Genomic DNA, 21,707 nt, shown 5'->3' with positions numbered 1-21,707 from the left:
GACGATGACCACCGAATCCGTCTTCACCGGCCTGAAGGTCCTCGACGCGTCGAGCTTCATCGCGGGACCGGCCGCGGCCACCGTGCTCTCCGACTTCGGAGCCGACGTCATCAAGATCGAGTCACCGGGAAAGGGCGACCCCCAGCGGGGACTGAGCTCCGTGCCGCCCAGCCCCCGGGCGCGGGCCAACTACAGCTGGCACCTCACCAACCGCAACAAGCGCGGCATGGTCATCGACCTGAAGGCACCGGCGGCCACCAAGATCCTCAAACGCCTCGTCGAATGGGCCGACGTGGTGATCACCAACTTCCCGCACGGCACGCGTGAGAAGCTGCACCTCGGCTACGAGGAGGTCTCGGGCTGGAACCCGCGGGTCGTCTACGCCGACATCACGGGCTTCGGGGATGCCGGTCCCGACGCCGGGCAGCCGGGCTTCGACCTGACCGCCTACTGGGCGCGCAGCGGGCTGCTGGCCTCCACCCGGGACGCGGGGGCCCCGCCGACGGCCCCGGTCTGGGGCAGCGGCGACTACATGTCGGCGATCGGGATCTACGCGGCGATCGTGACCGCCCTCTACCGCCGCGAGCGGACCGGACAAGGGGCCAGCGTCGGGACGTCTCTGCTCGCCGAGGGGGTCTGGGCCACGGGAACGCTCGTGGCCGGCGCGCTCGCCGACGGCACGCCGTTCGAGTTGCACGACCGGAAGGCGCCTGCGAACCCGCTGATCAACCCCTACCAAACCGCGGACGGTGAATGGTTCATGCTCGTCACCTCCGCCCCGCACTGGCCGGGACTGACCCGGGCCATCGGGCACCCCGAGCTGCTCGAGGATCCCCGTTTCGCGGACCTCGAGGGCTTCGTCAAGAACTCCGCCGCGCTGACCGAGCTGCTCGACGCCGAGTTCCGTTCGCGGCCCTTCGCCCACTGGAAGGACGCCCTGACCCGGGAACGCGTCACCTACAGCCTCATTCAGACACCGGAGGAGACCGCGCGGGATCCGCAGCTGCGCGCGAACGACATCGTCGTGCCGCTGGAAGGAGTCAGCGGGCTGGAGTACACCATCAACAGCCCGGTCAACCTGCGAGGCGTCGCGAAGGTCCCGGCGAAGCGGGCACCGGACCTGGGCGAGCACAACGACGAGGTCCTCGCCGAGCTGGGATTCGGCCCCGCCGAGATCGCCGAACTGCGCGCCGAGGGAGCGATTCCCGGCCCGGCGGAAGCGGAGGGGGCTCGATGAGCGCGGCGCCCGACGCGTCCGGCGTAGTGCTCCACGAGCGCCGCGGCAGCGTGCTGACCATCGCCATCGCCATCAACCGCCTGGAGTAGAAGAACGACGTCGACCACGAGGGCGCGGTCCAGCTCGCGGCGGTCGCGGGCCGAGGTCATGCGTGGTCCCGTGACGGCAGAGGCGAACTGGTCAGGCTGCCGCGCCTTCTTCCGTACCACGTAGCCGCGCGCCCGGCGCCGCGCTGGACGGGTCCCGAGAGCCGGCGCGCCGCGTAGCGCGGAACGCACCGCTTGCACCGGCAGCCGTCAAGGAGGCCCTGCGTGAAACGCAGGGACTGAAGGAGAGCGACGTGTTCAGACACCAGGACGAGCTCACGAGCGGGCTGGCCGTCGGCCAGGACGCGCGGGAAGGCGCACGGGCGTTCGCCGGCAAGCGTGCCCCCACCCGGCGCGGCCGCTGACGCCGGCCGCCTCTGCCGCTTTTCCACCGCAGCCCGTGTCCGACTTCCAGGAGCAGTGAACCAGTCATGAACGCACACAAGCCCGTCCACCGCGTAGCGATCGTCGGCACCGGCACGATCGGTGCGAGTTGGGCGACGCACTATCTCGTCCGGGGCTTCGACGTCACGGCGACGGACCCCGCCTCCACCGCGGAGGCGGCCCTGCGGTCGTATGTGGAGGCGGCATGGGACACGGCGGCTTCGATCGGGCTCGCGCCCGAAGCGTCGCCCGATCGCCTGAGCTTCACCACGGACATGCGTCAGGCCGTCGAGGACGCCGATTTCGTCCAGGAGAACGCGCCGGAGCGCCCGGAACTCAAGGTCAAGCTGTTCGCCGACATCGACGACGCCACGCCGCCGGACGCGATCATCGCGTCGAGTTCGTCGGGCATCACGATGAGCGTCATCCAGGCCGAATGCCGGCATCCGGAGCGGACCGTCATCGGTCATCCCTTCAACCCGCCGCACGTTGTCCCGCTGGTCGAGGTCGTGGGCGGGACGAAGACCGCCCCGGAGACGATCCGGGACGTCATGTCGTTCTACGCCGCGATCGGCAAGAAACCGATTCACCTCAAGAAGGAGCTTCCCGGGCACGTCGCCAACCGTATCCAGGCCGCGCTGTACCGAGAGGTCGTGTACCTGGTCCAAGAGGGAGTGCTCGACGTGGCGGACTCCGACGACGCGGTGTCCTGGGGGCCGGGGCTCAGATGGGGAGTCATGGGTCCCCATCTGCTGTGGCATCTCGGCGGAGGAGAGGGCGGCATTCAGCACTTCATGGACACCCTCATGCCGCGGATGGTGGCGTCCTGGCAGGACCTTGGCACCCCCGAGTTCACGGCTGACCTCAAGGAGAAGATCGTGGGCGGCGTCCTGCAGGAGGCACACGGCGACTCGGTCGATGAGCTGGCCGCCCGGCGAGACGCGATGCTGTCCGCCCTGCTGGCCGTGCGGGCCGAGCACGACCCGCTCGGCCCGCGGAGCGCCGCAGCCGGTCGCCCGGCGAAGGAGGAATCGTGACGCGTCCCCAGGAAAGACTGTTCGTGCTCGAGGCCAGCAGCGGCGGTCGCCTGTTCTCCGCGAACCCCGACGGCTCCGACAAGAAGGTCATCGTCACCGGGTGCAGGATCCCCGACGGGGTCGCCGTCGATGTCCAGGCCGGGCACATCTACTGGACGAACATGGGCCGTCCGCCGGAGAACGACGGCTCCATCGAACGCGTGGACCTGGACGGAGGCAACCGGACGACGATCGTCCCGAACGGTGGCACGCATACGCCGAAGCAACTCCACTTCGAGGCCGCCGGCCGGAAGCTGTACTGGGGTGATCGCGAAGGCATGCGCGTGATGCGCTGCGACCTCGACGGCCAGAACGTCGAGACCCTCGTACAGACGGGACAGGGAGAGGACGACCGCGCGGACGAGACCAAGTGGTGCGTGGGGGTCGCCGTCGACCCGGTCGGCGGGCACCTCTACTGGACACAGAAGGGCCCGAGCGACGCGGGACTCGGGAAGATCCTGCGAGCCGGAATCGACCTGCCCGCTGGGGAACGAGCGGCCGAACGCGACGACATCGAGGTGCTGTTCGAGGGCCTGCCCGAGCCGATCGACCTGGAACTCGACCTCACGCAGCGCATGCTGTATTGGACGGATCGCGGGGACCCGCCGCGGGGCAACAGTGTGAACCGCTCGCCGATGGACGTGCCGGAAGGGCAGCGGACACCCGAGATCCTGTTGACCCACCTCATGGAAGGCATCGGCATCGCCCTCGATCTGGAAGACGGCCGCATGTACGTGACCGACCTCGCCGGGAACGTCTACGCGGCCGACCTCGACGGATCGAACCGGAGCGAGATCCTCATCCTGCAGGGCAACCTCACCGGCATCGCCCATGCCGTGCTGCCGACCGGAGCGAAGGGATAGGCCGTGTCCGACAAGTCCCGCCCAGATCCCGCCTGGCGGACGGCGATCCTTGCCGGACACGGCCGAGCCGGTGGGCGGAACTCGACACCTGCTGTGCTCAGCCCGGTACCTCGACGCCGTCATGGTGGCGCCGAGCGCGCGAACATGCCGCGGGCCCCGGGCGTGGCTCAGCTCAGCGCCTGCTTCACGAGGGCACTGATCCGTGCCTCCACCTCGGGCGTCACCTCGGTCAGGGCGAAACCGGCCGCCCACATCGTGCCCTCGTCCAGTTTCGCCTGGTCGCTGAACCCGAGCGTCGCATAGCGCGCCTTGAACTTCGCCGCGCTCTGGAAGAAGCAGACGACCTTGCCGTCCAGCGCGTAGGCGGGCATTCCGTACCAGAGCTTCGGCGCGAGGACAGGGGCACCGGCTGTGATGACGGCATGGACGCGTTCGGCCATGATCCGGTCCGAGTCCTGCATCTCGGCGATCTTCGCCAGCACGTCCCGCTCCGCCTCCGCCGCCTTGTCCGCGCGCGAGCCGCGGCGTGCTGCTGTCTTGAGCTCTTGGGCGTGGTCCTTCATCGCGGCCCGTTCCTCGGCCGTGAATCCTTCGTGCGTGCTGTTGTCGGTGCTGGTCATGGCAGATCTTCCTTTGTTGATCCGATGTGGCGGGTGTTGATCTGATCCGACGGGATTTTGGGCGTCTGTGGCGACACGCCGTCACTCCAGCATCGGCACGCACCGTGCCGATCGATACTGAATGCTGCGCGCAGCCCTCGGCGTTGTCAACGGCACGCTGCGTGCCGATAGAGTTGGCGTATGAGCGACACGCCCGCCACGCCACGCCGCCGAGGGGCCGCGCGCACCGAAGAGCTGCTGCGGGTAACCCTCGATCTGGCCGCGGAGGCCGGGTATGCGGGCCTGAGCATCGAGGCGGTCGGCCGGCGGGCCGGGGTCGGAAAGCACACGATCTACCGGCGCTGGCCGTCCAAGGCGGCGCTGCTGCTCGACGCGCTCAGTCACGTGTGGACCAGGGACCTGGACTACCGCGACACCGGGGACGTCCGAAGGGATCTGCGCGAACAGTTCCTACGTTCGGGCTTCGCCCTCTCCAGCCCGCCGATCGGCCCCATCTACCGCGCAGTTATCGCGGAAGCGCAGGCTGATTCCGTGCTACGGGCGACCCTGCACGAACGATTCCTGGCCACCGTCGAGCAGAGCACCCTCGATCGGATCACCCGCGCCCAGCACACCGGTGAACTGACCGCGGACGCGAACCTGGAATTCGCTGCCGAGGTGCTGTGCGGCACTCTTTACTACCGCAGCCTGCTGTCAACCCGCCCCATTGACGAGGCCGCGATCGACGGACTGCTGGACATGTTCATGGCCGCCTACGGAACCACCGACCAGGGCCTGTCTGGTCATTGAACGAGCCATCAAAGATCCTGCGGGCCGTCCGAACCGACGCCGACGCGGCAGGTCGCATCGACTGATCCATGGCGAGCGTGGACTCCACCCCCTGTCGCGCCCCCAACATGCCGCCGGAGCACGTAAGAAGCCGTCGCGTGTGCCGGGAAGGGAAACGCGCCCCGACAGACAGCACCGCCCCGACGACGCCGGTGGAGGCGGCAGGCGTCCACGCACCCGCCCGGATCACCTCGGCGGCGACAAGGCGTGCAACTCCCGCCGTAATCGCCGCTGCCTGCGCAGACGCCTACATCAGGCAGACCATCCCCGAGCCGAAGGACCAGCGGGCCAACCGCAAGCGCCGGGGCAGCAAAGGCGGTCGGCCCACCGACTTCGACAAGGTGATGTACAAGCGCCGTGATCCGGCTCTGACTTCGTCCGTGATCCGCCGGATGGAACCCGGCGGTCAGGCGCTCGAAAACCAGTGGAGCAGCGCCGCGTTGCGCCATTACCGTGCTGCCGAACCAAGTCGTCTGGTGAAGGACGTGCCGTTGTACACCGTGTGAGACCTCCCGAGCGCTGCTCTGTCGCGCGTCGCGCATGTGCGCCGCGCTCCTTTTTGCTGCGGACTTCTCACTGAAACCGGTGTACTTCTGTGCTCGAAAACTGGGTGGTCACGCCCACCTGCCTGCCGCTCGTTCGTCGCCGTTGCCACGCGTGCGCGTCCGAGCGCTTCCGGGCAAACGGTAAATTTCGCGTCAACGCGAACCACAAGCTCATCGACGCCTGGCTCCTCGCGCTCTGTACCGCGTGCGGGGAAACCGCGAAGCTCACGGTCCTGGAGCGGATGAATGTGCGCTCTGTACGACCTGAGCTGCTGGACCGGCTGCATGACAACGACCTTGGTCTGGCAGCCGAGTTGCTCCAGGATCCGGTCGTGCGGCGCCGTAATCGCATCGCCCTCGACTGGGACAACGCCTGGCGCCTCGACACCGGCGGATCGGATCACCTGGACCGCGAGGTGATCGACGTTCTGGTCCGATTCGCGGCGCGGATCCCTGTCCGGCCGGTGCGACTGATCGCTGAAGGTTGCGGTCTTGCGCGGGCCGAGGTCGAGAGACTGATCACGGAGGGCAAGCTCGTTTCGGCAGTCCGGCTGAACGGCAGGCTCTCCGGCGACTTCACCTTCACGCTCAAGCGCTGAGCCCTCTTCGGGACCAGGGGCCTGTCCGGCAAGATCCGCCGGACAGGCCCCAACCCACAGCCGCATTGGGGAATTTGGAACCGTCTCGGTGGCAGGACGCCGACCCTGTCGGGTGACAGCCATGACGAAGTGGGCGCGCTCGTCCGTGAGGGTGGAGGCTGCGACGGTGAACGCGCTGGAGGCGTCGGCGGGCGAGTACTCGAGCGCGTCCATGTTCTCGTCACCGTCACCGTCCGGATGCCTCGGCCTGTTCTACCGTCCGCTGGAGGCCCTTGATCAGATCAATGGGCTGCGGTCACCCGGTGTGGTTCGCCACTGTGACGGCGACGCTGCTCCCTGATCCGCTCGGCCGCCTTTTCGGCGATCATGATCGTGGGTGCGTTGGTGTTTCCGCTGATGACGGTCGGCATGACCGAGGCGTCGACTACACGGAGTCGCTCGACTCCGTAGACCTCCAGGTCGGCATTGACGACGGAGTCGTCTCCGGTTCCCATGGCGCAGGTGCCCACCGGGTGATACGCCGTGGCACTCCATGTGCGGACGTACTCCTCGAGGGCCGCGTCGTCCATGCCGTCCAGACAGTCCGGGCCGGCACTGGCCGGCAGGTACGACCGTGCCAGGTGTGCGGCGAACGGTGCGTGGCGGGCGATGCCCATGACCGCTCTGAGTCCGGCGACCATGACCGACATGTCCGCGGGTACGTCGAAGTACCGGGGATCGATCAGCGGTGGGGCCTGCGGATCAGCCGACGCGAGACGGACGGTGCCGCGGGTCCGCGGGTTCAGGGGGTAGCAGTTCGTCGTGAACACCGGCCGGTCGGGTACTTCCTCACCGCTGAGAATGAGTGCCGTGGCCCCTCCGACCAGCTGGACGTCAGGACGGCCGGTGCCGTCCGTGACGTTGAGGAACGCACCGACCTCGCCGTAGTTGGAGGCGAAGGGCCCGTCGCCGTGGGCACGCCACCGTTCGAGGTTGTCCGGGGTGAGCAGGTCCCGGACGATGTCGGTGGAGTCCCGGGTCTCCCACACGACGGGAGCCATCACATGGTCCTGCAGGTTCCGCCCGACCCCCGGCAGGGGGACGCGGACGTCTATCCCCACATCGTGCAGCTCGTCAGGGTCACCTATGCCCGACAGGAGCAGTAGTTGGGGCGAGTTGATGGATCCGCCGCAGAGCAGGATCTCGCTGTCGGCGTGGGCCGCCCGCTCCTGTCCGTCCCGGAGATAGGTGACGCCGGTCGCGCGTGATCCGTCGAGTGTGATCTTCGATGCCATGGCGCCGGTGCGTACCGTGAGGTTGGGTCGGTCAAGGGCCGGGCGCAGATAGGCGTCGGCCGCGGACCACCGTCGCCCGTGATGACATGTCACCTGGTACAGGCCGGCGCCGACAGGGGACGTACCCGCGAAGTCGTCGTTGTGGTCCAGTCCCCATTCCACGGCGGCGTCCAGCCAGGACCGTGAGAGTTCGTGGGTGTAGACGCGGTCCTCGACGTGCAGGGGTCCGTCCGAACCGTGGTAGGGCTCGCCGAGGCGGCGGTTCGACTCGCACTTCATGAAATACGGCAGGACGTCGTCGTAGCCCCAGCCTTTCGCACCGTGCTCGTCACGCCAGCCGTCGTAGTCGTGCCGGTTGCCCCGGGTGTAGATCATGACGTTGGTGGATGACGAGCCGCCGAGTGTCTTGCCCCGGGGCCAGGAGAAGGTGCGGCCCGGCTGGGACTGCTCGACGGTCCGGTAGCTCCAGTCGGAGTGCGATCCGAAGAGCATTCCGAGCGCGGCCGGGATGTGGATGAGTTCGTCGGTGTCGGGGCCGCCCGCTTCGAGGAGCAGCACGCGGACGCGGTCGTCGCGGCTCAGGTGGTCGGCGAGCACACAACCGGCGCTGCCGGCGCCCACGATGACGTAATCGAATCCTTCGGTTCCGGTGGAAGTCATGCTGGCTCCTTCCTCGCCCGGCGGACGGCCGTCGCCTCGATTCGCCCGAGCCGGGCGACGGATACCGGACGTCGCATCAGGGGTGGTAGATCGACTGGACCTGCTGGTATGCAAGAAGCCCCTCGGGCCCGAGTTCGCTGCCGAGTCCGCTGGCCTTCCTGCCTCCGTAGGGGGAGGTGAGGTCGGGCAGATAGCCGTTGAGCCCGACGGTGCCGGTCCGGAAACGGCGGGCCACCTGGGCACCGTGATCCAGGTCCGTGGTCCAGACGGTGCCGGCGAGGCCGTAGGCCGACTCGTTCGCCAGGCGTACCGCCTCGTCCTCGCCGTCGTAGGGCGTGATCGTGAGGACCGGGCCGAAGATCTCTTCCTGCGCGATGGTCGACGCGTTCTCGACGTCGGCGAACACGGTGGGTTCGATGAACCAGCCTCGGTCGAGGCCGGGCGGGCGGCCTCCTCCGGTGGTGAGCCGAGCCCCCTCGTCGAGGCCGGTCTTGATGTAACCCAGCACACGTTCGCGCTGACGCCGGCTGACGAGCGGGCCGATCTGGGTGTCGGGGTCGAGCGCGTCACCGACGACGGCGTCACGGGCCATCGCCGTACAGAACTCGACCACGTCCCGATACCTGCTGCGGGAGGCCAGGATCCTGGTACTCGCGTAACAGGTCTGACCGTTGTTCAGCAGACTGGCCATGAAGAACTGCTCTGGGTTCGCGGCGAGGTCGGCGTCGTCGAGGACGACGGCGGCGGACTTGCCTCCCAGCTCCAGGGTCACCGGCCGCAGCAACTCGGCGCATTTGGCAGCCACTTGACGCCCCGCTCTGGTGGATCCGGTGAACGACACCTTGTCGACGCCAGGATGGGAGACCAGATACGCGCCGGTGTCGCGGCCGCCCGGAACGATATTGATCACGCCGTCGGGGATGCCCGCTTCCTCGACCGCCTCCGCCAGCAGCACCGAGTCGAGGACCGTCTCCGGTGCCGGCTTGAGGACGAGCACGCAACCGGCCGCCAGAGCCGGGGCTATCTTGAAGAAGGCGATGGTCTGAGGGAAGTTCCAGGTCATGATGGCGGCTACGACGCCTGCGGGTTCCCGGCGGACCAGGGTGGTGCCACGGGGCAGTCCGGTACGCAGTTCCTCGCCAGGCATGCTGTCGGCCAGAGCCGCGTAATAGCGCAGCAGGGCTGACGGCACCACACCTTCGAAGGACCGGGCGACAGTGATCGGCATGCCGTTCTGCGCGCTCACGGCGTCGGACGTCGCCCCCTTCCTGGCATCGAGCGCATCCGCGAGACGGATCATGGCGGCCGCGCGACGTTCCGTGTTCCAGGAAGCCCAGCCGGTCGGTGCGTCGAATGCGGCACGAGCGGCCCCGACCGCCCGGTCGATGTCGACCTGGGAACCGTCCGGTACCGCACCGAGGTGATCGCCGGTACTTGCGGACACGGCATTGATGACGCGATCGCCGGACGTGTGTACCCAGCGTCCGCCGATGAACAGATGGTTGTGATGCATGGCGAAATCTCCCCTCGGCATGGCCTCGGGACCACGGCACTCCGTGGTGTTCGATACGTGGATGACCAGCGGGCACGAGGGTGCTCGGCACGGCACGCAGGCCGTTACCGGTCATGACCTTCTTGCGCCGTGGCCCGGCGCGCCGAACCTGCGGGTGGGCCACATCTGCGACGCCCCTTGGGGCTGGTACCGGCCTTGCGAGGAGCGCTTTCATGATTCACGACTGAATAAATGCGACATTACACCCATCTGGGGTAGAGCGTCACCAGATGGGTAGAATATAGGCAGAAAACTTTGGTGGCCGCCCAATGGGGGAAGGCCGGACCGACGGCTCAAATCCTCACGCGATGCCAGTGAGCATCGCGGTCGGCAGGCCAGGCCCCGGTGCGCGACCTCGCACCATGAGCAGGACGCCTCAAAGAGAGGTGCACATCATGAGGACATATGGCGGAGCAACGGCGGAACAGCGCACATCGCTCCGCCGTCGGCGCCTCATGGAAAGCGGTCTCGAACTTTTCTCCAGCCAGGGATACGCCCACACGTCGATCAGTGCGGTACTCCGCCACGCCGGACTGAAGGACAGGTACTTCGCGGAGAGCTTCTCATCCCTCGACGATCTCATGGCAGCGCTCATGAGAGACATCTACGAGGAGCAGATCACCCGATGCGCCGAGGCGATCGGAACAGACCAGCCGCTGCGCGACCGGGCTCGAAACATGATCGACGTCATCGTCGGGCTTCCTCTGCAAGACCCGAGGAAAGGGCGCGTCAAACTCGCGGAATCCCTGGGTGCCGGTCCCCTCACAGCACACGAACGACGTCTGGGCCTGCAGCGCATGAGCGGCCTCGTGGACTCCCTCCTGAGGGAAGGGCTCCACGACCCCCGGATCGACACCGCCACCCTGTCCGTGGCGGTCGTGGGCGCGGTCAGCGAGATGCTGCTGAGCTGGTTCAACGGAGTTCTGGACATCTCGAGGGACGAGCTGGTGGATCAGGGCCTTCTCCTCTTCGAGGCCATCACCGAGCACGCCTCGGCAACATCACGAGAATGACAGCGCAGCCACCGTCACGAACCGAGCGCGTCCGCGACGCGATGGCCCGCAGCGTCATGAGGTGGCGCCGACGCCGTCGAGTGCGGACTCGGCCAGGCGGAGCCACTGCGCGGCGTGCGTGCAGGGAACGGCGACCCAGTCCTTGAAGGGGCGGTGATTGCCGGACGGGTCGAAGAGTTCCGCGCCAGAGAGGGCAAGGGCTTCGGCGTGGGCGGGTGTGCCGTCCCCGAGTTTGAACGCGAGGTCGTCGCCCTTGAGGCAGGCGAACGCCTTACCGTCGACAGCCCTGCCTGCTTCCGCGTCGAATACCGCCCCGTCCGGCAGGACGAGTACACCTACGTGGACCTCACGGTCCGCTCGCCGCTCAATGTACGCGGCCGACGTCGGTAGAGCCGACAGCGGGCCGTTCGGGTCGCTCGTGATGGTCAGCGACCCGGCGGCGCTACTGACATTGACGATGTTGATCAGCACGTCGAGGTGGCCGAAGCGTTCCCCGATCTGCTGTGCGGCGGCCCGGGCGGTGGCCTGGTCGGTGACGTCCAGGACGACCGCGCGCGTTGCCGCCGGCCACGCGCAACGCCGCAGCGGCATCCTCGCCACGCCGTGGGTCTCTGGCACCGAGGAGGTCGGTGACGATGGAGATCAGGTCCTGCAGCCGGTGTTGAGGTTGGCAGCGGGCCAGACGATCGGATCGACGGGCCGGTCCGCCTCCGGCGCGAGGGCCGGGGTGCGGACCGTCACCGTTCGTACAGCGGATCCAACGTTGTAGAGGATGGGGACGGGGGGTTTCGGCCGTTCAGGCCGCGGCCCGGGAAGCTGCGCGCAGCGGGCCGAGCGCCTGCGCCCAGGCCAGCAGCTCGTCGATCAGCCCGTGCACCTCCGCCACGTGCAGCTCCTGCGGCCGGAAGTCGGCAAAGGCCTCGAAGTCCTCGCGCAGCGAAAGCGCCACCTGAGGCCCGATGTCCGCCATCCGCAACGGGCCTGCCTGCGCACGTAGTTTCTGCACCGCCATGACCGCGCCGAAGATGCCGTAGCCGACGTAACCGACCGGCTTGCCGCCCCATTCCGCGTGGAGGTAGTCGATGGCATTGGTCAGGGCGGCGGGCGGGGCGGTGTTGTACTCGGGCGTGACGACGATGAAGGCGTCGCACGATTCGATCCGGTGGGCCCATCGCCGTGTGTGGGGCCGCCGGCCCGGTGCCATGCGCGCCGGCACGGGCTCGTCGAGCAGCGGCAGCGCGTAGTCCTTCAGGTCCACAAGCTCGAAGTCCGCGACGTCGCCCGCGTGTTCAACCGCCAGCTCCCGGACCCATCGGGCCACCTGGTCGCCGTTCCGGCCGGGACGGGTGCTGCCGATGATGATGCCGATCCTGATCATGTCCGATCCTCCTGTTCTGGATTCTGCAATTGGTTCTGCAATTGGTTCTGGTTCTGGTCCTGGTGCGCCGAACCTGTCGCTGCTTGGTTTCTGGTTGGGGCCCGACAAGCCGTTGCCGTCCAACGCTGTTTGCCCGAGCCGTGTGCGGGGGTGCATGTCCGCGATGGTGAGATCCCTGCTGCTACGGCGAGTTCCCGGCCCGACTGCGGCACCCGGCACCACGAGTCTGGAGCGCACTGCGCGCTTCGGGTCAGTCCACGTCCCGACGGACCTGTTGTGTTTCGCGCAGGACCGCCCATGCGTCCGCTACGGGGCCCACGTGCCCGAGCTTGTCGGGGTTGCTCACCGTGCGGATGGTCTGGATCCGTCCGTCGAGGATGTCGAGTGTCCAGGTGTTGAGGACCTTGCCGTCCGGGTCGCGGAAGATCGCGCCCGGCTGGCCGTTCACCTGGTGCCGTTCCACGACGCCACCGATCTGGATGAACGGCGGGAGGAGGGTGGCGAGCACCTCGGACACATGGTCGGCGCCGAAGAAGCCGCTGGCCCACTGCGGGGCCTTGCCGCCGCCGTCCCCGACCAGCGACACGTCGCCGGCGAGGAGTTCCCGCAGCCCGTCGATGTTCCCCTCCCGCAAGGCGTCGAAGAACCGCTCGGCGAGCTTCTCGCGCTCCTTCCTGTCGGCCTCGAACCGGGGCCGGCCCGCGTCCATGTGGCGGCGTGCCCGCACCGCGAGCTGGCGGCACGCCGTCTCCGACCTGCCCACCGCCGAGGCGATGTCCGGGAAGCCGAAGGCGAACACCTCCCGCAGGACGAAGACCGCACGTTCCAGCGGGCTGAGCCGTTCCAGCAGCAACAGAGATGCCATCGACAGCGTGTCGGCCAGTTCCGCCGAGTGCTCCGGGTCCTCGTAGGGGTCGGTGAGCAGCGGCTCGGGGAACCACGGCCCGACGTACTCCTCCCGCCGCAGGCGGGCCGAGCGCAGCACGTCGATCGAGATCCGGGTGACCACGGCCGACAGGAACGCCTTGGCCGACGCGGGCCGGGTCGTGGAGAGCTCGTAGCGCAGCCAGGTCTCCTGGACCGCGTCCTCGGCCTCGCTCACGCTGCCCAGGATCCGGTAGGCGATCGAGAACAGCAGCGGCCGCAGCTGTTCGAACTCTTCGGTCCGGGTCACGCCAGCCCCTCCTTGAAGCCCTGCCGCCACGACGGATAGCGCGGCTCCCAGCCGAGCTCCCGCTTGGCCTTCGCGTTGGAGAAGCCGCGCCCCTCGGTCATCATCGTCACCACCACCTGCCCGGCCAGCAGCCGGGCCAGCCACGGGGGGATGCGCACCGGCCGTTTCGCCCCCGCGCACGCCGCGAGATGGGGCAGCCACTCGCCGGCCGGGGCCGGGTCGTCATCGACGATGTTGAACACGCCCCTCGCTTTCTGCTCGATGGCCAGGACGGTGGCGCTCGCCGCGTCGTCGAGATGGATCCAGGAGGCGTAGCCGGTGCCGTTGCCGACCAGCGGGAACTGCCGCTTGCGCACGAGTACGACCTGGTCGTCGGTAGCGCCGGGTCCGTAGAACGCGCCGTATCGCATCACCGCGCCGCCCGCGCTGGTGACGGCATCCTCGACGTGGCGCAGCGCTGCCATCGCCGGGTGCGCGGGTGTTTTCTCGTGCAGGTCCAGCGGGTCCTCCTCGGTCTTCACCCAGCCGCCCTCGCGGATCCCGTTCCAGTTGGCGTAGCCCTGCGCGACGAAGTGCGGCACGCCGGTCGCCTCGGCGGCGGCCAGCAGGTGATCGGTTCCCTCGGTGCGCAGCCTGATGGTGGGCAGGGACCACCGGTCGAAGTGCTTCAGATCGGGCTTGCCGGCGTGGGCCATGCTGATCCCGGTCATCTGGTGCACGATCACGTCCGGCCGGGCGGCCGCCACCGCTTCGCCGACGGACAGCGGGTCCAGTCCGTCCATCACGACGCCGTCCGCGCCCAGTTGCTCCACGAAGCCGAGCTTGGACGTGCTCGTCGTCGTGGCCGTCACCTGGTGACCACGAGCCACGAGCTGCGGCACCAGCCGCCGCCCCAGGACTCCACTCCCGCCTGCCACGAACACCCGCATGACCATCACTCTCCTGATTTCGGAGTCTGTCTTCGGCAATCTGAGACGAGACAGCCCCGCCGTTCTGTGACATCGGAGGGCGGGGGAGAACACGGCGGGGGAGGAGGCCGCTGGTGCCGCCCGGGCACAGCCCGAGACGGGGACGAGCCCGCCGTCCCGCTCGGCCCAGGACCGGACCTGGCCACGGGGCTAGGGCCCGGAAGAGCGCAGGGGAACGCACGGGAACGCACGGGATGCGGCACACATCAGGAGGCGACCTTCCAGGCAGTGACCTGCGGATGGTGTGACCTGCAGGGGTGTGACCTGCAGGGGTCACCTGCGGGTGGTGTGACCTGAGTGCGGTCGGGACGCCGGGCCGATGAGTTCTGCGTGTCGGGTGGGTCTGCCCGGTCTGCTCGTTCCACGGCGCCCGCCGAACGGGATGTGTACACCGAACTGGCCCGCTTTGTCCTCGCCACGGTCAACGGCCTGGAGATGTAGTACGAGATCCACGGTGCGGGCGGCGGTGCCCGGCGTCCTCCGGTGCTGCTGCACGGGGGTGTCCTCACGGCCGGTCTGGCCCTCGCCGCCGTGCCAACGGTCCTCGCCACCGGCCGACATGACGGTCGCTCACGCGGCGGCCGTCCGCTACCACCAACCAGCCTCGCCGACCTCGTTGGACCCGGTGTTGACCCGCCGACGGCGACCGATTGGGCATGGAGTCGTTCTCCGGCTGCTGCGGCGACTTCCCGCTCCGGCGGGCGCTCGCCGGGCTCGGCTCGGCGGACTGGGCCCGCTGCAGCTGACAGTCGGCCTGCGGGAGATGGAGGTCAAGACCTTCGGCGGTCGCTTCGTGGAGAAGCGGGTCCCTCTGCCGGAGCGCCGGCTGCGCGGCTTGGCCGAGGTCCAGGTATTGGCGGCCAGTATCCCCCCTGCCTGAGCCCGTCGGCACCGGGTCCCTCCTCGATCGGCTGACCAGCCACCAGCCACCAGCCACCGGCCAGTTGGGCCAGGACTCTTGCCTACCCTGGCGAGAGGGGGTGCGTGCGGTCGCGACCTGGTTCGTCATCGACGGCGCGGCGGCCGACAACGGCCGCCGTCAGTTACACCGAGCGTGTGGTGGTGACGCGGCTCGTCGGCGATGGCGATCCCGGTGAGGACACCGCCCCCCTGCCAGAGGCACTGCGGATCACCAGCCACATCCCCGGCACGGGCCTCCCACCCCTGACGAGGCCTGGCGGGTTCGCCGCCAGTCAGGTCAGTGCCTGGGGAACCACCTGGCCACAGCCCCTCGGGAATGACTTCGGCGTCGGAGAACGGGCGCCGGGAACCGTCGTTCCGGGAGTGCGGGCGTGCATGGAGTGCTCTAGCGTCGTAAGAGCGAGGGTGGTCGATACCGGGCCGATCGGGTCTCGGAGGAAGCGCACACCACCCGCACGACAGGCACGGCACACCGCCTGCTCCACCCTGGTGGTGCTCGAAGCCCAGGGGATTCCGTCTCTCGCGTTCGCTCGCCGCCGCCCCCGCCCGCGGTCCGGCGCGCCCAGGACCGCGTGATCCGACCCAGAGAGCAGGTGCATCCTCATGCGTCGTTCGGCTTGTATTCCCAGTGTTCTCGCCGGCCTGGCCCTCGCCCTGGGCGGTACTTTCTTCGCCGCACCAGCCGCCCACGCGGACATCGCCGCCTGCGAGAACTATGTCCAGGACCAGGGCACCGAGGTCACGGATGCCGTCCGGATGGCTTGTTACGTCGGCTTGGTGGGCGACCAGAGCGGCTGTGTCAGCGATCTGGTCCGATCCGGGGTGGCGGGCGTCGTCGCAACCGAGGCGTGCCGCCAGGCCCCGTAGTAGTCGGTGGTGCCGTACGCGAGTAGTCGGCGGTCCCGTACGCGCCCTTTCGGCTCGCCCCCACGTCGAGTCCGCCCGGAGCGGCGCGGGAGAGTGCGTCATTCCGGCGTCAGCACGACCAGGACCTCGGGCGCGCCCAGCTTCCACTGGCCGGCGCCGACGAGCCGTTCACCACCTCGCGGCCCGCTAGATGATCGATTCCAGGGGATCGGCTGCGCGCATACGACGAGGGCGTCCAACGTCACTGCGTGGAGACAGAGTTGGACACCCTCGCGACCGCGCTCCATGTGAAGTCCGACGATCTGTTGAAGGCGTCTCGGTGTCTCGCGCCATGGTGGCCTGCCGTGGGGATCGCCCCGCAGCTCATCGACGCCGAACTGGTCACGCTGGCCCGTCCTTCGCTCACTGACCGCCTATGACCACTGACGACAACGCCGGGCGGCGCGCCACGCGCGCCGCCCGGCGTCCGGACTACTTCGGTTTAAAGCTCGCTCGGACAGGCGCGATGGAGCACCCTGGGAGCAGATGAGGCACAGGCCTAGCGATCACGGAATTGCGACGCTCTGTGGCCACCGGCAGGACCTGTGCCTGCACTGCCATCATGGCTGTGCTTCAGCTGATGCGAGTTCCTGCCCCGCTGACACGGACGCGCGTGTCTCCCGCGCGCAGTGTCACTGTGAGCTCGCCAGGGCGGCCCAGGTCCGCGCCCTGGTGCAGGGTGAGGACGGCGTCCTCGGGGACCAGGCCGAGATCACGGGCGTAAGCACCGAACGCGGCGGCCGCGGCGCCGGTCGCCGGGTCCTCGACGACGCCGCCGACGGGGAAGGGGTCACGGACATGGAAGACGGTGGCCGACTCCCGCCACACCAGCTGGACTGTGGTCAGGTCCAAGCGGTGCATCAGGGCTTCGAGGCGCGCGAAGTCGTAGGCGAGATCTGCGAGGCGGGCGCGCGTCGCCGCCGCGAGGACGAGATGGCGGGCGCCGGCGAAGGCGATATGAGGCGGGAAGTCGGAGTCGAGATCGGTGGCCGGCCAGCCGAGCGCGGCGAGCGCCTCCGTGAGGTCGGCGTCGGCGATCTCCTCGATGTGCGGCTCGACACTGGTGAGCGTGGCCCGGAGCTTCCCGTCCTCCTCTGTCACCTCCACCGGCACGGTGCCGGCGCGCGTCGCGAACACGAGCTCCCCGGGGCCTATCCGATCGGCGAGCGCGATGGCGGTCGCGACGGTGGCGTGCCCGCAGAACGGCACCTCGGCCTTGGGGCTGAAGTAACGAATGGTGTACGTCCGCCCCTCCTGGCCGCCGAGACCCTCCGGGGGCGCGGTCAGGAACGCGGACTCCGAGTATCCGAGGTCGGCGGCGATGGCCAGCATGTCGCTGTCGTCCAGGGTGTTGGCGTCCAGAACGACGCCGGCGGGGTTTCCGCCGTCGGGAGTGCTGGAGAAGGCGGTGTATCGCAGCACCTCGGGCCTTGGCGTATTCGTAGTCATGTTCGTGGCAACGCGGGGCGGGGCCGTGGCTGTTCCCGGATGCGGGTGGAGGCGGAGGCGGGCGCCTGTCGCGGGCGATCCAGACCTGTCGGATGAGGCGACGGACGGTGATGATCGTGTCCGCGAGGTCGAAGAACGCGTCGGTCACGGTGGCACGGTGTTCGTAGCGGCAGGCGAGGGGCGAAAGGCGTTCTGCCAGGCGTGCGTTCGCTCGACGTGCCAGCGCCGGCGCGCCTGGATCGGGGCCCTGTCGCCCTTGTGCGCTATCCGGCCGTGTAGACCCCGTTCTTCGAGCAGGGCGCGGGTCTTGTTCGAGTCGTAGCCGGCATCCAGGTGCACCGCGGTGTCGTCGGGCAGCGGCCCGAGCTTGTCCAGGCGGTCCAACGTGGGGGCCAGCAGCGGAGAATCGTGGCAGTTCGCCCGGGCGAGGACACGGCCGATTGGGATGCCGTACCCATCGGTCATGCCGGAGCGTTTCAGGCCTTGTTCGCCCCGGTTACGGATCGTGCCGACCGAACCGGTCGTGTCGGCGATTGCTTCGTAGGAGCAGTCGAATCGCAAGAGTTGCAGGAGCTTGTCGAACACGATCCGGTCGTCGATGCGCAGACGGTCGTAGCGCAGGGGGATGATCCAGGTGGTAGCGCGGCCGCTCGGGCAGCAGGGCCGAAAATTGGTCCCACAGGTCCCACAGGTCCCACAGCGGTTCGATCAGTCATGATGGCAGTACAGGCACGGGTTTTCCCGGTGATCACGGAGCGTCGAAACTCGATGATCATCAAGGCCTGTGCCCGCTTCTCTGCCGGGGTCGCCCACACGCCCAACTGCGCGACTTCTTGGTTGCCCCTTGCCTGCTTGGCGGATTCGGCCACCGGGGCGAACGGCTCGGGAGCGAACGACCCGCGCTCAGAAATCGACGACAACCCGGAAGAGTGCGGGGTCGGCGATGGCGAAGTCAGGGGAGGAGGACAGTTGCTGTGGCTGTGGGAAGCGGGGGTCGTTGTCTGCTGTGCGCCATGCGTCGGGGCTGTCCCAGTGCGCGATGCTGACCAGTTGGAAGCGAGTGTCCGGGTCCACCGCACGGTGCAGCCGGTCGTCCCGGAAGCCGGGCGCCTTGCTCAGCGGCTCTGCGCGGTCGAGCCAGTGAGGCAGGAAGTCATCGATCCGCTCGGCGGGCAGCTCGAAGGCATTGATGAAGGTGATTCCCGGCCCTTCGCCCGAACCGTTGCCCACTGCGCGGAATTCGGCCGCCACCTCATACCATCCGCCGTGCACGGTGGCATAGCTGGCCGCGGTGGCTGCCGACGCGGTGAAGTCGGGATTCGCCAGAGCCTCGTCCCGGGCCTCGATGCTGTCCCAGTGCGCCACATTCACCAGGCCGAGCCGGGACTGCGGGAACAGTCTGCGGTGTAGCCGCGCATCCTGGAAACCGGGGGCGGCGTGGATGAGCCCGACGCGCTCCCGCCAGCGTGCGATGGACTCGTCGATCCGGTCCTCGGGCAGTTCCCACGCGTCGATCAGGGTGATTCCGTTGTCAGTCACCGCACCATCGTGAAACCTCAACCATGCTTCAGGTCAAGACGATACGGTCACGCCACCCGGCGAGCGACGCAGCCGGGTTCGAACAACCGCCGCCCGTTTACGCAACAGGCTCCGTTCGGCCGCCGCCGCGCCGCCGGCCCTCGCCGCGGCCGGTGCCAACAACTGGTCAACACCAGAACATGACCCGCACGGTGAGCCATCAACGCGGCAGTCGCCGAACAATGACGCACTGTCAGGTGGGAGTGATCTTTACGGGACAACTCATGGTCTCGGGAATCACGGTCGGCAGCCGGCCGACCGGGGTGCCGCCGGCTGGGTCGGCCCTGCGGGACTGCCGCACTGTGGCGGTCACTCGATATGTGCTCCAAGCCCCTCAGATCTGGACATGACCGGCTGTGTTGCCCCAGCCCCGCCATAGGTTTGGGTCATGAATTCCTCCTCGTCCGCCCGCCCGTTGCCGCCTGCCGCAGACAGAACGACGCGTGCGGTATTCGGCCCCAGCTGGTTCGCGTCGGTCATGGGTACGGGCATCGTCGCCAACGCGGCGGTCACGCTGCCCCGGAGCTTTCCCGGGCTGCGGACTTTCGCCACGGTGGTCTGGCTGGGCGCGGCGCTGTTGCTGATCCTGCTGGCCGTCGGCTACCTCAGGCAGCGGGCGCTGCGGGTACACGCGGCCGATCCGGTGGCGGCGCAGTTCTTCGGAGCACCGCCGGTGGCGCTGCTCACGGTGGGCGCCGGGACGCTGGTGTTGGGTCGGCGGCTGATCGGGCTCGAGGCCGCGTTGGGCGTGGACTGGGTGCTCTGGTCGCTCGGTACCGTGCTCGGTCTCGTCACAGCGTGCACGGTGCCGTATCTGATGGTCACCCGGCACCGCTTCGCGCCGGACGCGGCGTTCGGCGGCTGGCTGATGCCGGTGGTGCCGCCGATGGTCTCCGCCGCGACGGGCGCGCTGCTGGTGCCCCACGCACCGGCCGGGCAACTGCGGCTCGCCCTGCTGCTGGGGTGCTACGCGATGCTGGGGCTCGGCTTCGTCGCGGCGCTACTGGTGCTGGCCATGATCTACGGCCGCCTGGTGCACCACGACGTACCCGCCGCAACAGTGGTGCCCACGGTGTGGATCGGCCTGGGCGCCTTGGGCCAGTCGGTGACTGCGCTCGGCGCGCTGGCCGCGGTGGCGCCGAGCGTGTTGCCCGCGCCCTACGCGCGAGGCGCCGCGGTCGCCGCGTTGCTGGGAGGAGTGTCGGTGTGGGGCTTCGCCATGTTGTGGCTGGCACTCGCCGCGGGGCTGACCGCACGGACGGTCCGGGGCGGGCTGCCCTTCGCGCCCACATGGTGGTCGTTCATCTTCCCGGTGGGCGCCTGTGTGACGGCCACGAGCGCTCTCGCGGCGCGGACCGGATCGCAGCTGTTCATATGGGTGGCTGTCGTGCTCTACGTGCTGGTGGTCATTGCCTGGATGGTGGTGGTGAGCCGCTCCCTGCGCTACGCCACCGGGCACGCGCGGCGCCGACCCGTCCCTGAGCATGCACGCCGCGGGGCCGCCGAGCCTGACGCGCGCCGCGGCGTGGCGCCCGCGCTCAGGGGAACCGTCCGCAGCAGCACCACGGACGGCCGCCCGGTTTCCGAGGCCCGCGTCACCCTTCTGGACCCGGCGGGCGACATCGTAGGCATCGCGCTCACCGCCGAGGACGGCTCGTACGCCTTCACCGGTCTCGAAGCCGACCAGTACACCGTCGTCGCTGCGGGGTACCCGGCTCGGGCGGCATCCCTCACCCTGGATTCGGTTGGCCAGGAGGCCTTTGATCTGACGCTGGCACACGACGAGGGTTGAACGGCTCTCTCACTGACGGGCCCGCCGTGGCATTCGCGTGATCATGGGCGCAGTGGGGTGGGCGAGAACGCCCGTCCCGGCATCCGTCGTCCGGTACTGGTCCGGGCGCTGTTTCGCGGCGCGGTCGTGGCCGTCTCCCACCGCGCCGCGCACCTGCTCGCCGACAGGAGGCACCCTAGCCACCGGCGCTGCTCCGCCCCGCCCTGCCCCGCCCTGCGCACCTGCGCGGTCACGCGGCTGTCGGCCGCGGCCGGGCCGCCTTCCCGCAGCGGCATGCGGTGTCACATCAGCTGCTGCTCGTGTGCCTTGCGCAGCACGGCGAGCCGGGCCATTTGCTCACCCATGCCGCGTGTCCCGGCCAGTGGCGTGCGGGCGTGCGGCCAGACGGTGCGGACGAGGTCGGCATGCTGTGCGCCGCCGAGAGCCACAACGGGGTCGAGGGGGACGATGTCGCGCACCGTGGCCTGCTTCAGGAGGGCTTGGGCCGTGATGCGTCGGCAGCGCCATGGTGTGTGTCGTACGGGTCGACGACGTCGTCGAGGTCGAGGAGGCCGTACCGCGCGGAGAGAATGAGCAGCCGGTCGGGCCGCAGCGCATCAGCCGCCTTGCGGCACGCCCGGTGATAGGAGCCGACATACAGGTCTGCCGCTCGTGCGCGCCGGCCCAGTTTGCGGCTGCCGCACGGGAAGGCGCGCGGGTTCCAGGAATCCTGGGCGTCACGGCTCGGGAACCTGTACGCGAACCCCTGAATCACAAGGCCTCGCATACGGGTTGACGGCTGTCGATCAGACGTCACCAACTGCA

19 protein-coding genes and 3 pseudogenes are annotated in these 21,707 nt (G+C 68.8%); 10 read left to right on the top strand and 12 right to left on the bottom strand.

All coding sequences use genetic code 11. The features are described 5' to 3' along the window. The first annotated feature begins 4 nt into the window (after positions 1–4). The 3 genes from AQJ27_RS44515 (at position 5) to AQJ27_RS44505 (ending at position 3,646) form a co-directional block, all read left to right on the top strand. Entirely contained in the window at positions 5–1,237 is a 1,233-nt protein-coding gene (locus AQJ27_RS44515) for a CaiB/BaiF CoA transferase family protein (protein WP_067382728.1), read from the top strand. A gap of 517 nt (positions 1,238–1,754) precedes the next feature. Beyond that, positions 1,755–2,744: a 3-hydroxyacyl-CoA dehydrogenase NAD-binding domain-containing protein gene (locus AQJ27_RS44510; protein ID WP_067382666.1), complete on the top strand. Its 990-nt coding sequence runs from the start codon at positions 1,755–1,757 to the stop codon at positions 2,742–2,744. Continuing rightward, positions 2,741–3,646 carry a 3-hydroxyacyl-CoA dehydrogenase gene (locus AQJ27_RS44505; protein WP_067382663.1) on the top strand — a complete coding sequence of 302 codons (906 nt, stop codon included), beginning with the start codon at positions 2,741–2,743 and terminating at the stop codon, positions 3,644–3,646. The genes AQJ27_RS44510 and AQJ27_RS44505 overlap by 4 nt, the downstream gene beginning before the upstream one ends. A 167-nt stretch (positions 3,647–3,813) precedes the next feature. Here the strand turns inward: AQJ27_RS44505 and AQJ27_RS44500 are convergent, their stop codons facing one another. Further along, positions 3,814–4,266 carry an iron chaperone gene (locus tag AQJ27_RS44500; protein ID WP_067382660.1) on the bottom strand — a complete coding sequence of 151 codons (453 nt, stop codon included), beginning with the start codon at positions 4,264–4,266 and terminating at the stop codon, positions 3,814–3,816. A 180-nt stretch (positions 4,267–4,446) separates the two neighbouring features. Here AQJ27_RS44500 and AQJ27_RS44495 point away from each other — a divergent pair, with 180 nt between their 5' ends. From AQJ27_RS44495 to AQJ27_RS44485, 3 genes and pseudogenes are all read left to right on the top strand, one after another. Continuing rightward, positions 4,447–5,055, top strand: a complete 609-nt coding sequence (locus AQJ27_RS44495) for a TetR/AcrR family transcriptional regulator (protein WP_067382657.1) — start codon at positions 4,447–4,449, stop codon at positions 5,053–5,055. Between the two features lie 11 nt (positions 5,056–5,066). Continuing rightward, positions 5,067–5,456 (top strand): annotated as a pseudogene (locus AQJ27_RS55175) (IS5/IS1182 family transposase); the annotation flags it as partial. A gap of 233 nt (positions 5,457–5,689) precedes the next feature. Next, positions 5,690–6,238 carry a DUF1062 domain-containing protein gene (locus AQJ27_RS44485; RefSeq protein WP_067382654.1) on the top strand — a complete coding sequence of 183 codons (549 nt, stop codon included), beginning with the start codon at positions 5,690–5,692 and terminating at the stop codon, positions 6,236–6,238. Positions 6,239–6,519: 281 nt separating this feature from the next. Here AQJ27_RS44485 and AQJ27_RS44480 read toward each other — a convergent pair whose 3' ends face one another. Together AQJ27_RS44480 and AQJ27_RS44475 are read right to left on the bottom strand one after the other, a co-directional pair. After that, complete coding sequence (locus AQJ27_RS44480; protein ID WP_067382651.1) at positions 6,520–8,172, bottom strand: GMC family oxidoreductase; 1,653 nt, start codon at positions 8,170–8,172, stop codon at positions 6,520–6,522. A 76-nt stretch (positions 8,173–8,248) separates the two neighbouring features. Then, the gene (locus tag AQJ27_RS44475) at positions 8,249–9,685 is read right to left on the bottom strand and encodes an aldehyde dehydrogenase (protein WP_201264493.1); all 1,437 of its coding nucleotides are present in this window, start codon (positions 9,683–9,685) and stop codon (positions 8,249–8,251) included. Between the two features lie 401 nt (positions 9,686–10,086). Here AQJ27_RS44475 and AQJ27_RS44470 point away from each other — a divergent pair, with 401 nt between their 5' ends. After that, entirely contained in the window at positions 10,087–10,737 is a 651-nt protein-coding gene (locus AQJ27_RS44470; RefSeq protein WP_159064567.1) for a TetR/AcrR family transcriptional regulator, read from the top strand. Positions 10,738–10,791: 54 nt separating this feature from the next. Here the strand turns inward: AQJ27_RS44470 and AQJ27_RS58115 are convergent, their stop codons facing one another. The 4 genes from AQJ27_RS58115 to AQJ27_RS44450 form a co-directional block, all read right to left on the bottom strand. Beyond that, positions 10,792–11,355 (bottom strand): hypothetical protein, encoded by a 564-nt coding sequence (locus AQJ27_RS58115; RefSeq protein WP_201264492.1) that lies wholly within the window; start codon positions 11,353–11,355, stop codon positions 10,792–10,794. Between the two features lie 178 nt (positions 11,356–11,533). Then, positions 11,534–12,115, bottom strand: a complete 582-nt coding sequence (locus AQJ27_RS44460) for an NADPH-dependent FMN reductase (protein WP_067382642.1) — start codon at positions 12,113–12,115, stop codon at positions 11,534–11,536. A gap of 250 nt (positions 12,116–12,365) precedes the next feature. Beyond that, positions 12,366–13,289, bottom strand: coding sequence for an RNA polymerase sigma-70 factor (locus AQJ27_RS44455; RefSeq protein ID WP_067382638.1), 924 nt, complete (start codon positions 13,287–13,289; stop codon positions 12,366–12,368). After that, a complete protein-coding gene (locus AQJ27_RS44450) occupies positions 13,286–14,224 on the bottom strand; it encodes an NAD-dependent epimerase/dehydratase family protein (protein ID WP_201264491.1) in 939 nt (312 codons plus the stop codon). The genes AQJ27_RS44455 and AQJ27_RS44450 overlap by 4 nt, the downstream gene beginning before the upstream one ends. A gap of 1,557 nt (positions 14,225–15,781) precedes the next feature. On the opposite strand from AQJ27_RS44450, the gene AQJ27_RS44445 reads away from it, so the two are divergent. Continuing rightward, positions 15,782–16,045: a hypothetical protein gene (locus tag AQJ27_RS44445; RefSeq protein ID WP_067382635.1), complete on the top strand. Its 264-nt coding sequence runs from the start codon at positions 15,782–15,784 to the stop codon at positions 16,043–16,045. Between the two features lie 248 nt (positions 16,046–16,293). Continuing rightward, positions 16,294–16,437: pseudogene (locus AQJ27_RS55170) on the top strand (IS982 family transposase); the annotation flags it as partial. Positions 16,438–16,657: 220 nt separating this feature from the next. Here AQJ27_RS55170 and AQJ27_RS44440 read toward each other — a convergent pair. The 3 genes and pseudogenes from AQJ27_RS44440 to AQJ27_RS44430 form a co-directional block, all read right to left on the bottom strand. Then, a complete protein-coding gene (locus tag AQJ27_RS44440) occupies positions 16,658–17,533 on the bottom strand; it encodes a PhzF family phenazine biosynthesis protein (protein WP_067382632.1) in 876 nt (291 codons plus the stop codon). Between the two features lie 46 nt (positions 17,534–17,579). Continuing rightward, a pseudogene (locus AQJ27_RS44435) lies at positions 17,580–18,245 on the bottom strand (transposase); the annotation flags it as partial. Between the two features lie 191 nt (positions 18,246–18,436). After that, a complete protein-coding gene (locus tag AQJ27_RS44430; protein ID WP_067382622.1) occupies positions 18,437–19,072 on the bottom strand; it encodes an antibiotic biosynthesis monooxygenase family protein in 636 nt (211 codons plus the stop codon). Between the two features lie 427 nt (positions 19,073–19,499). Between AQJ27_RS44430 and AQJ27_RS44425 the strand changes: the two genes are divergently transcribed. Next, the gene (locus AQJ27_RS44425) at positions 19,500–20,903 is read left to right on the top strand and encodes an SLAC1 family transporter (protein ID WP_079065749.1); all 1,404 of its coding nucleotides are present in this window, start codon (positions 19,500–19,502) and stop codon (positions 20,901–20,903) included. A gap of 281 nt (positions 20,904–21,184) precedes the next feature. Here the strand turns inward: AQJ27_RS44425 and AQJ27_RS58110 are convergent, their stop codons facing one another. Both AQJ27_RS58110 and AQJ27_RS58105 read right to left on the bottom strand, forming a co-directional pair. Beyond that, a complete protein-coding gene (locus AQJ27_RS58110) occupies positions 21,185–21,361 on the bottom strand; it encodes a hypothetical protein (protein WP_201264489.1) in 177 nt (58 codons plus the stop codon). 11 nt (positions 21,362–21,372) lie between these two features. Beyond that, positions 21,373–21,657, bottom strand: a complete 285-nt coding sequence (locus AQJ27_RS58105) for a DUF6884 domain-containing protein (RefSeq protein ID WP_067382619.1) — start codon at positions 21,655–21,657, stop codon at positions 21,373–21,375. Positions 21,658–21,707: the final 50 nt, after the last annotated feature.

This window comes from Streptomyces olivochromogenes, assembly GCF_001514115.1.
Classification (GTDB): domain Bacteria; phylum Actinomycetota; class Actinomycetes; order Streptomycetales; family Streptomycetaceae; genus Streptomyces; species Streptomyces olivochromogenes.
The sequence above is the reverse complement of the archived record's forward strand: the minus strand, read 5'-3'. Positions and strand labels throughout refer to the sequence as shown.

What these genes read in the sequence shown, in the direction of transcription:
- AQJ27_RS44515 (WP_067382728.1), top strand. Translation starts at nt 5, where the DNA reads ATGACCACCGAATCCGTCTTCACCGGCCTGAAGGTCCTCGACGCGTCG.
- AQJ27_RS44510 (WP_067382666.1), top strand. Translation starts at nt 1,755, where the DNA reads ATGAACGCACACAAGCCCGTCCACCGCGTAGCGATCGTCGGCACCGGC.
- AQJ27_RS44500 (WP_067382660.1), bottom strand. Translation starts at nt 4,266, where the DNA reads ATGACCAGCACCGACAACAGCACGCACGAAGGATTCACGGCCGAGGAA.
- AQJ27_RS44495 (WP_067382657.1), top strand. Translation starts at nt 4,447, where the DNA reads ATGAGCGACACGCCCGCCACGCCACGCCGCCGAGGGGCCGCGCGCACC.
- AQJ27_RS44480 (WP_067382651.1), bottom strand. Translation starts at nt 8,172, where the DNA reads ATGACTTCCACCGGAACCGAAGGATTCGATTACGTCATCGTGGGCGCC.
- AQJ27_RS44475 (WP_201264493.1), bottom strand. Translation starts at nt 9,685, where the DNA reads ATGCATCACAACCATCTGTTCATCGGCGGACGCTGGGTACACACGTCC.
- AQJ27_RS44470 (WP_159064567.1), top strand. Translation starts at nt 10,087, where the DNA reads ATGAGCAGGACGCCTCAAAGAGAGGTGCACATCATGAGGACATATGGC.
- AQJ27_RS44460 (WP_067382642.1), bottom strand. Translation starts at nt 12,115, where the DNA reads ATGATCAGGATCGGCATCATCATCGGCAGCACCCGTCCCGGCCGGAAC.
- AQJ27_RS44450 (WP_201264491.1), bottom strand. Translation starts at nt 14,224, where the DNA reads ATGGTCATGCGGGTGTTCGTGGCAGGCGGGAGTGGAGTCCTGGGGCGG.
- AQJ27_RS44445 (WP_067382635.1), top strand. Translation starts at nt 15,782, where the DNA reads ATGCGTCGTTCGGCTTGTATTCCCAGTGTTCTCGCCGGCCTGGCCCTC.
- AQJ27_RS44440 (WP_067382632.1), bottom strand. Translation starts at nt 17,533, where the DNA reads ATGACTACGAATACGCCAAGGCCCGAGGTGCTGCGATACACCGCCTTC.
- AQJ27_RS44425 (WP_079065749.1), top strand. Translation starts at nt 19,500, where the DNA reads ATGAATTCCTCCTCGTCCGCCCGCCCGTTGCCGCCTGCCGCAGACAGA.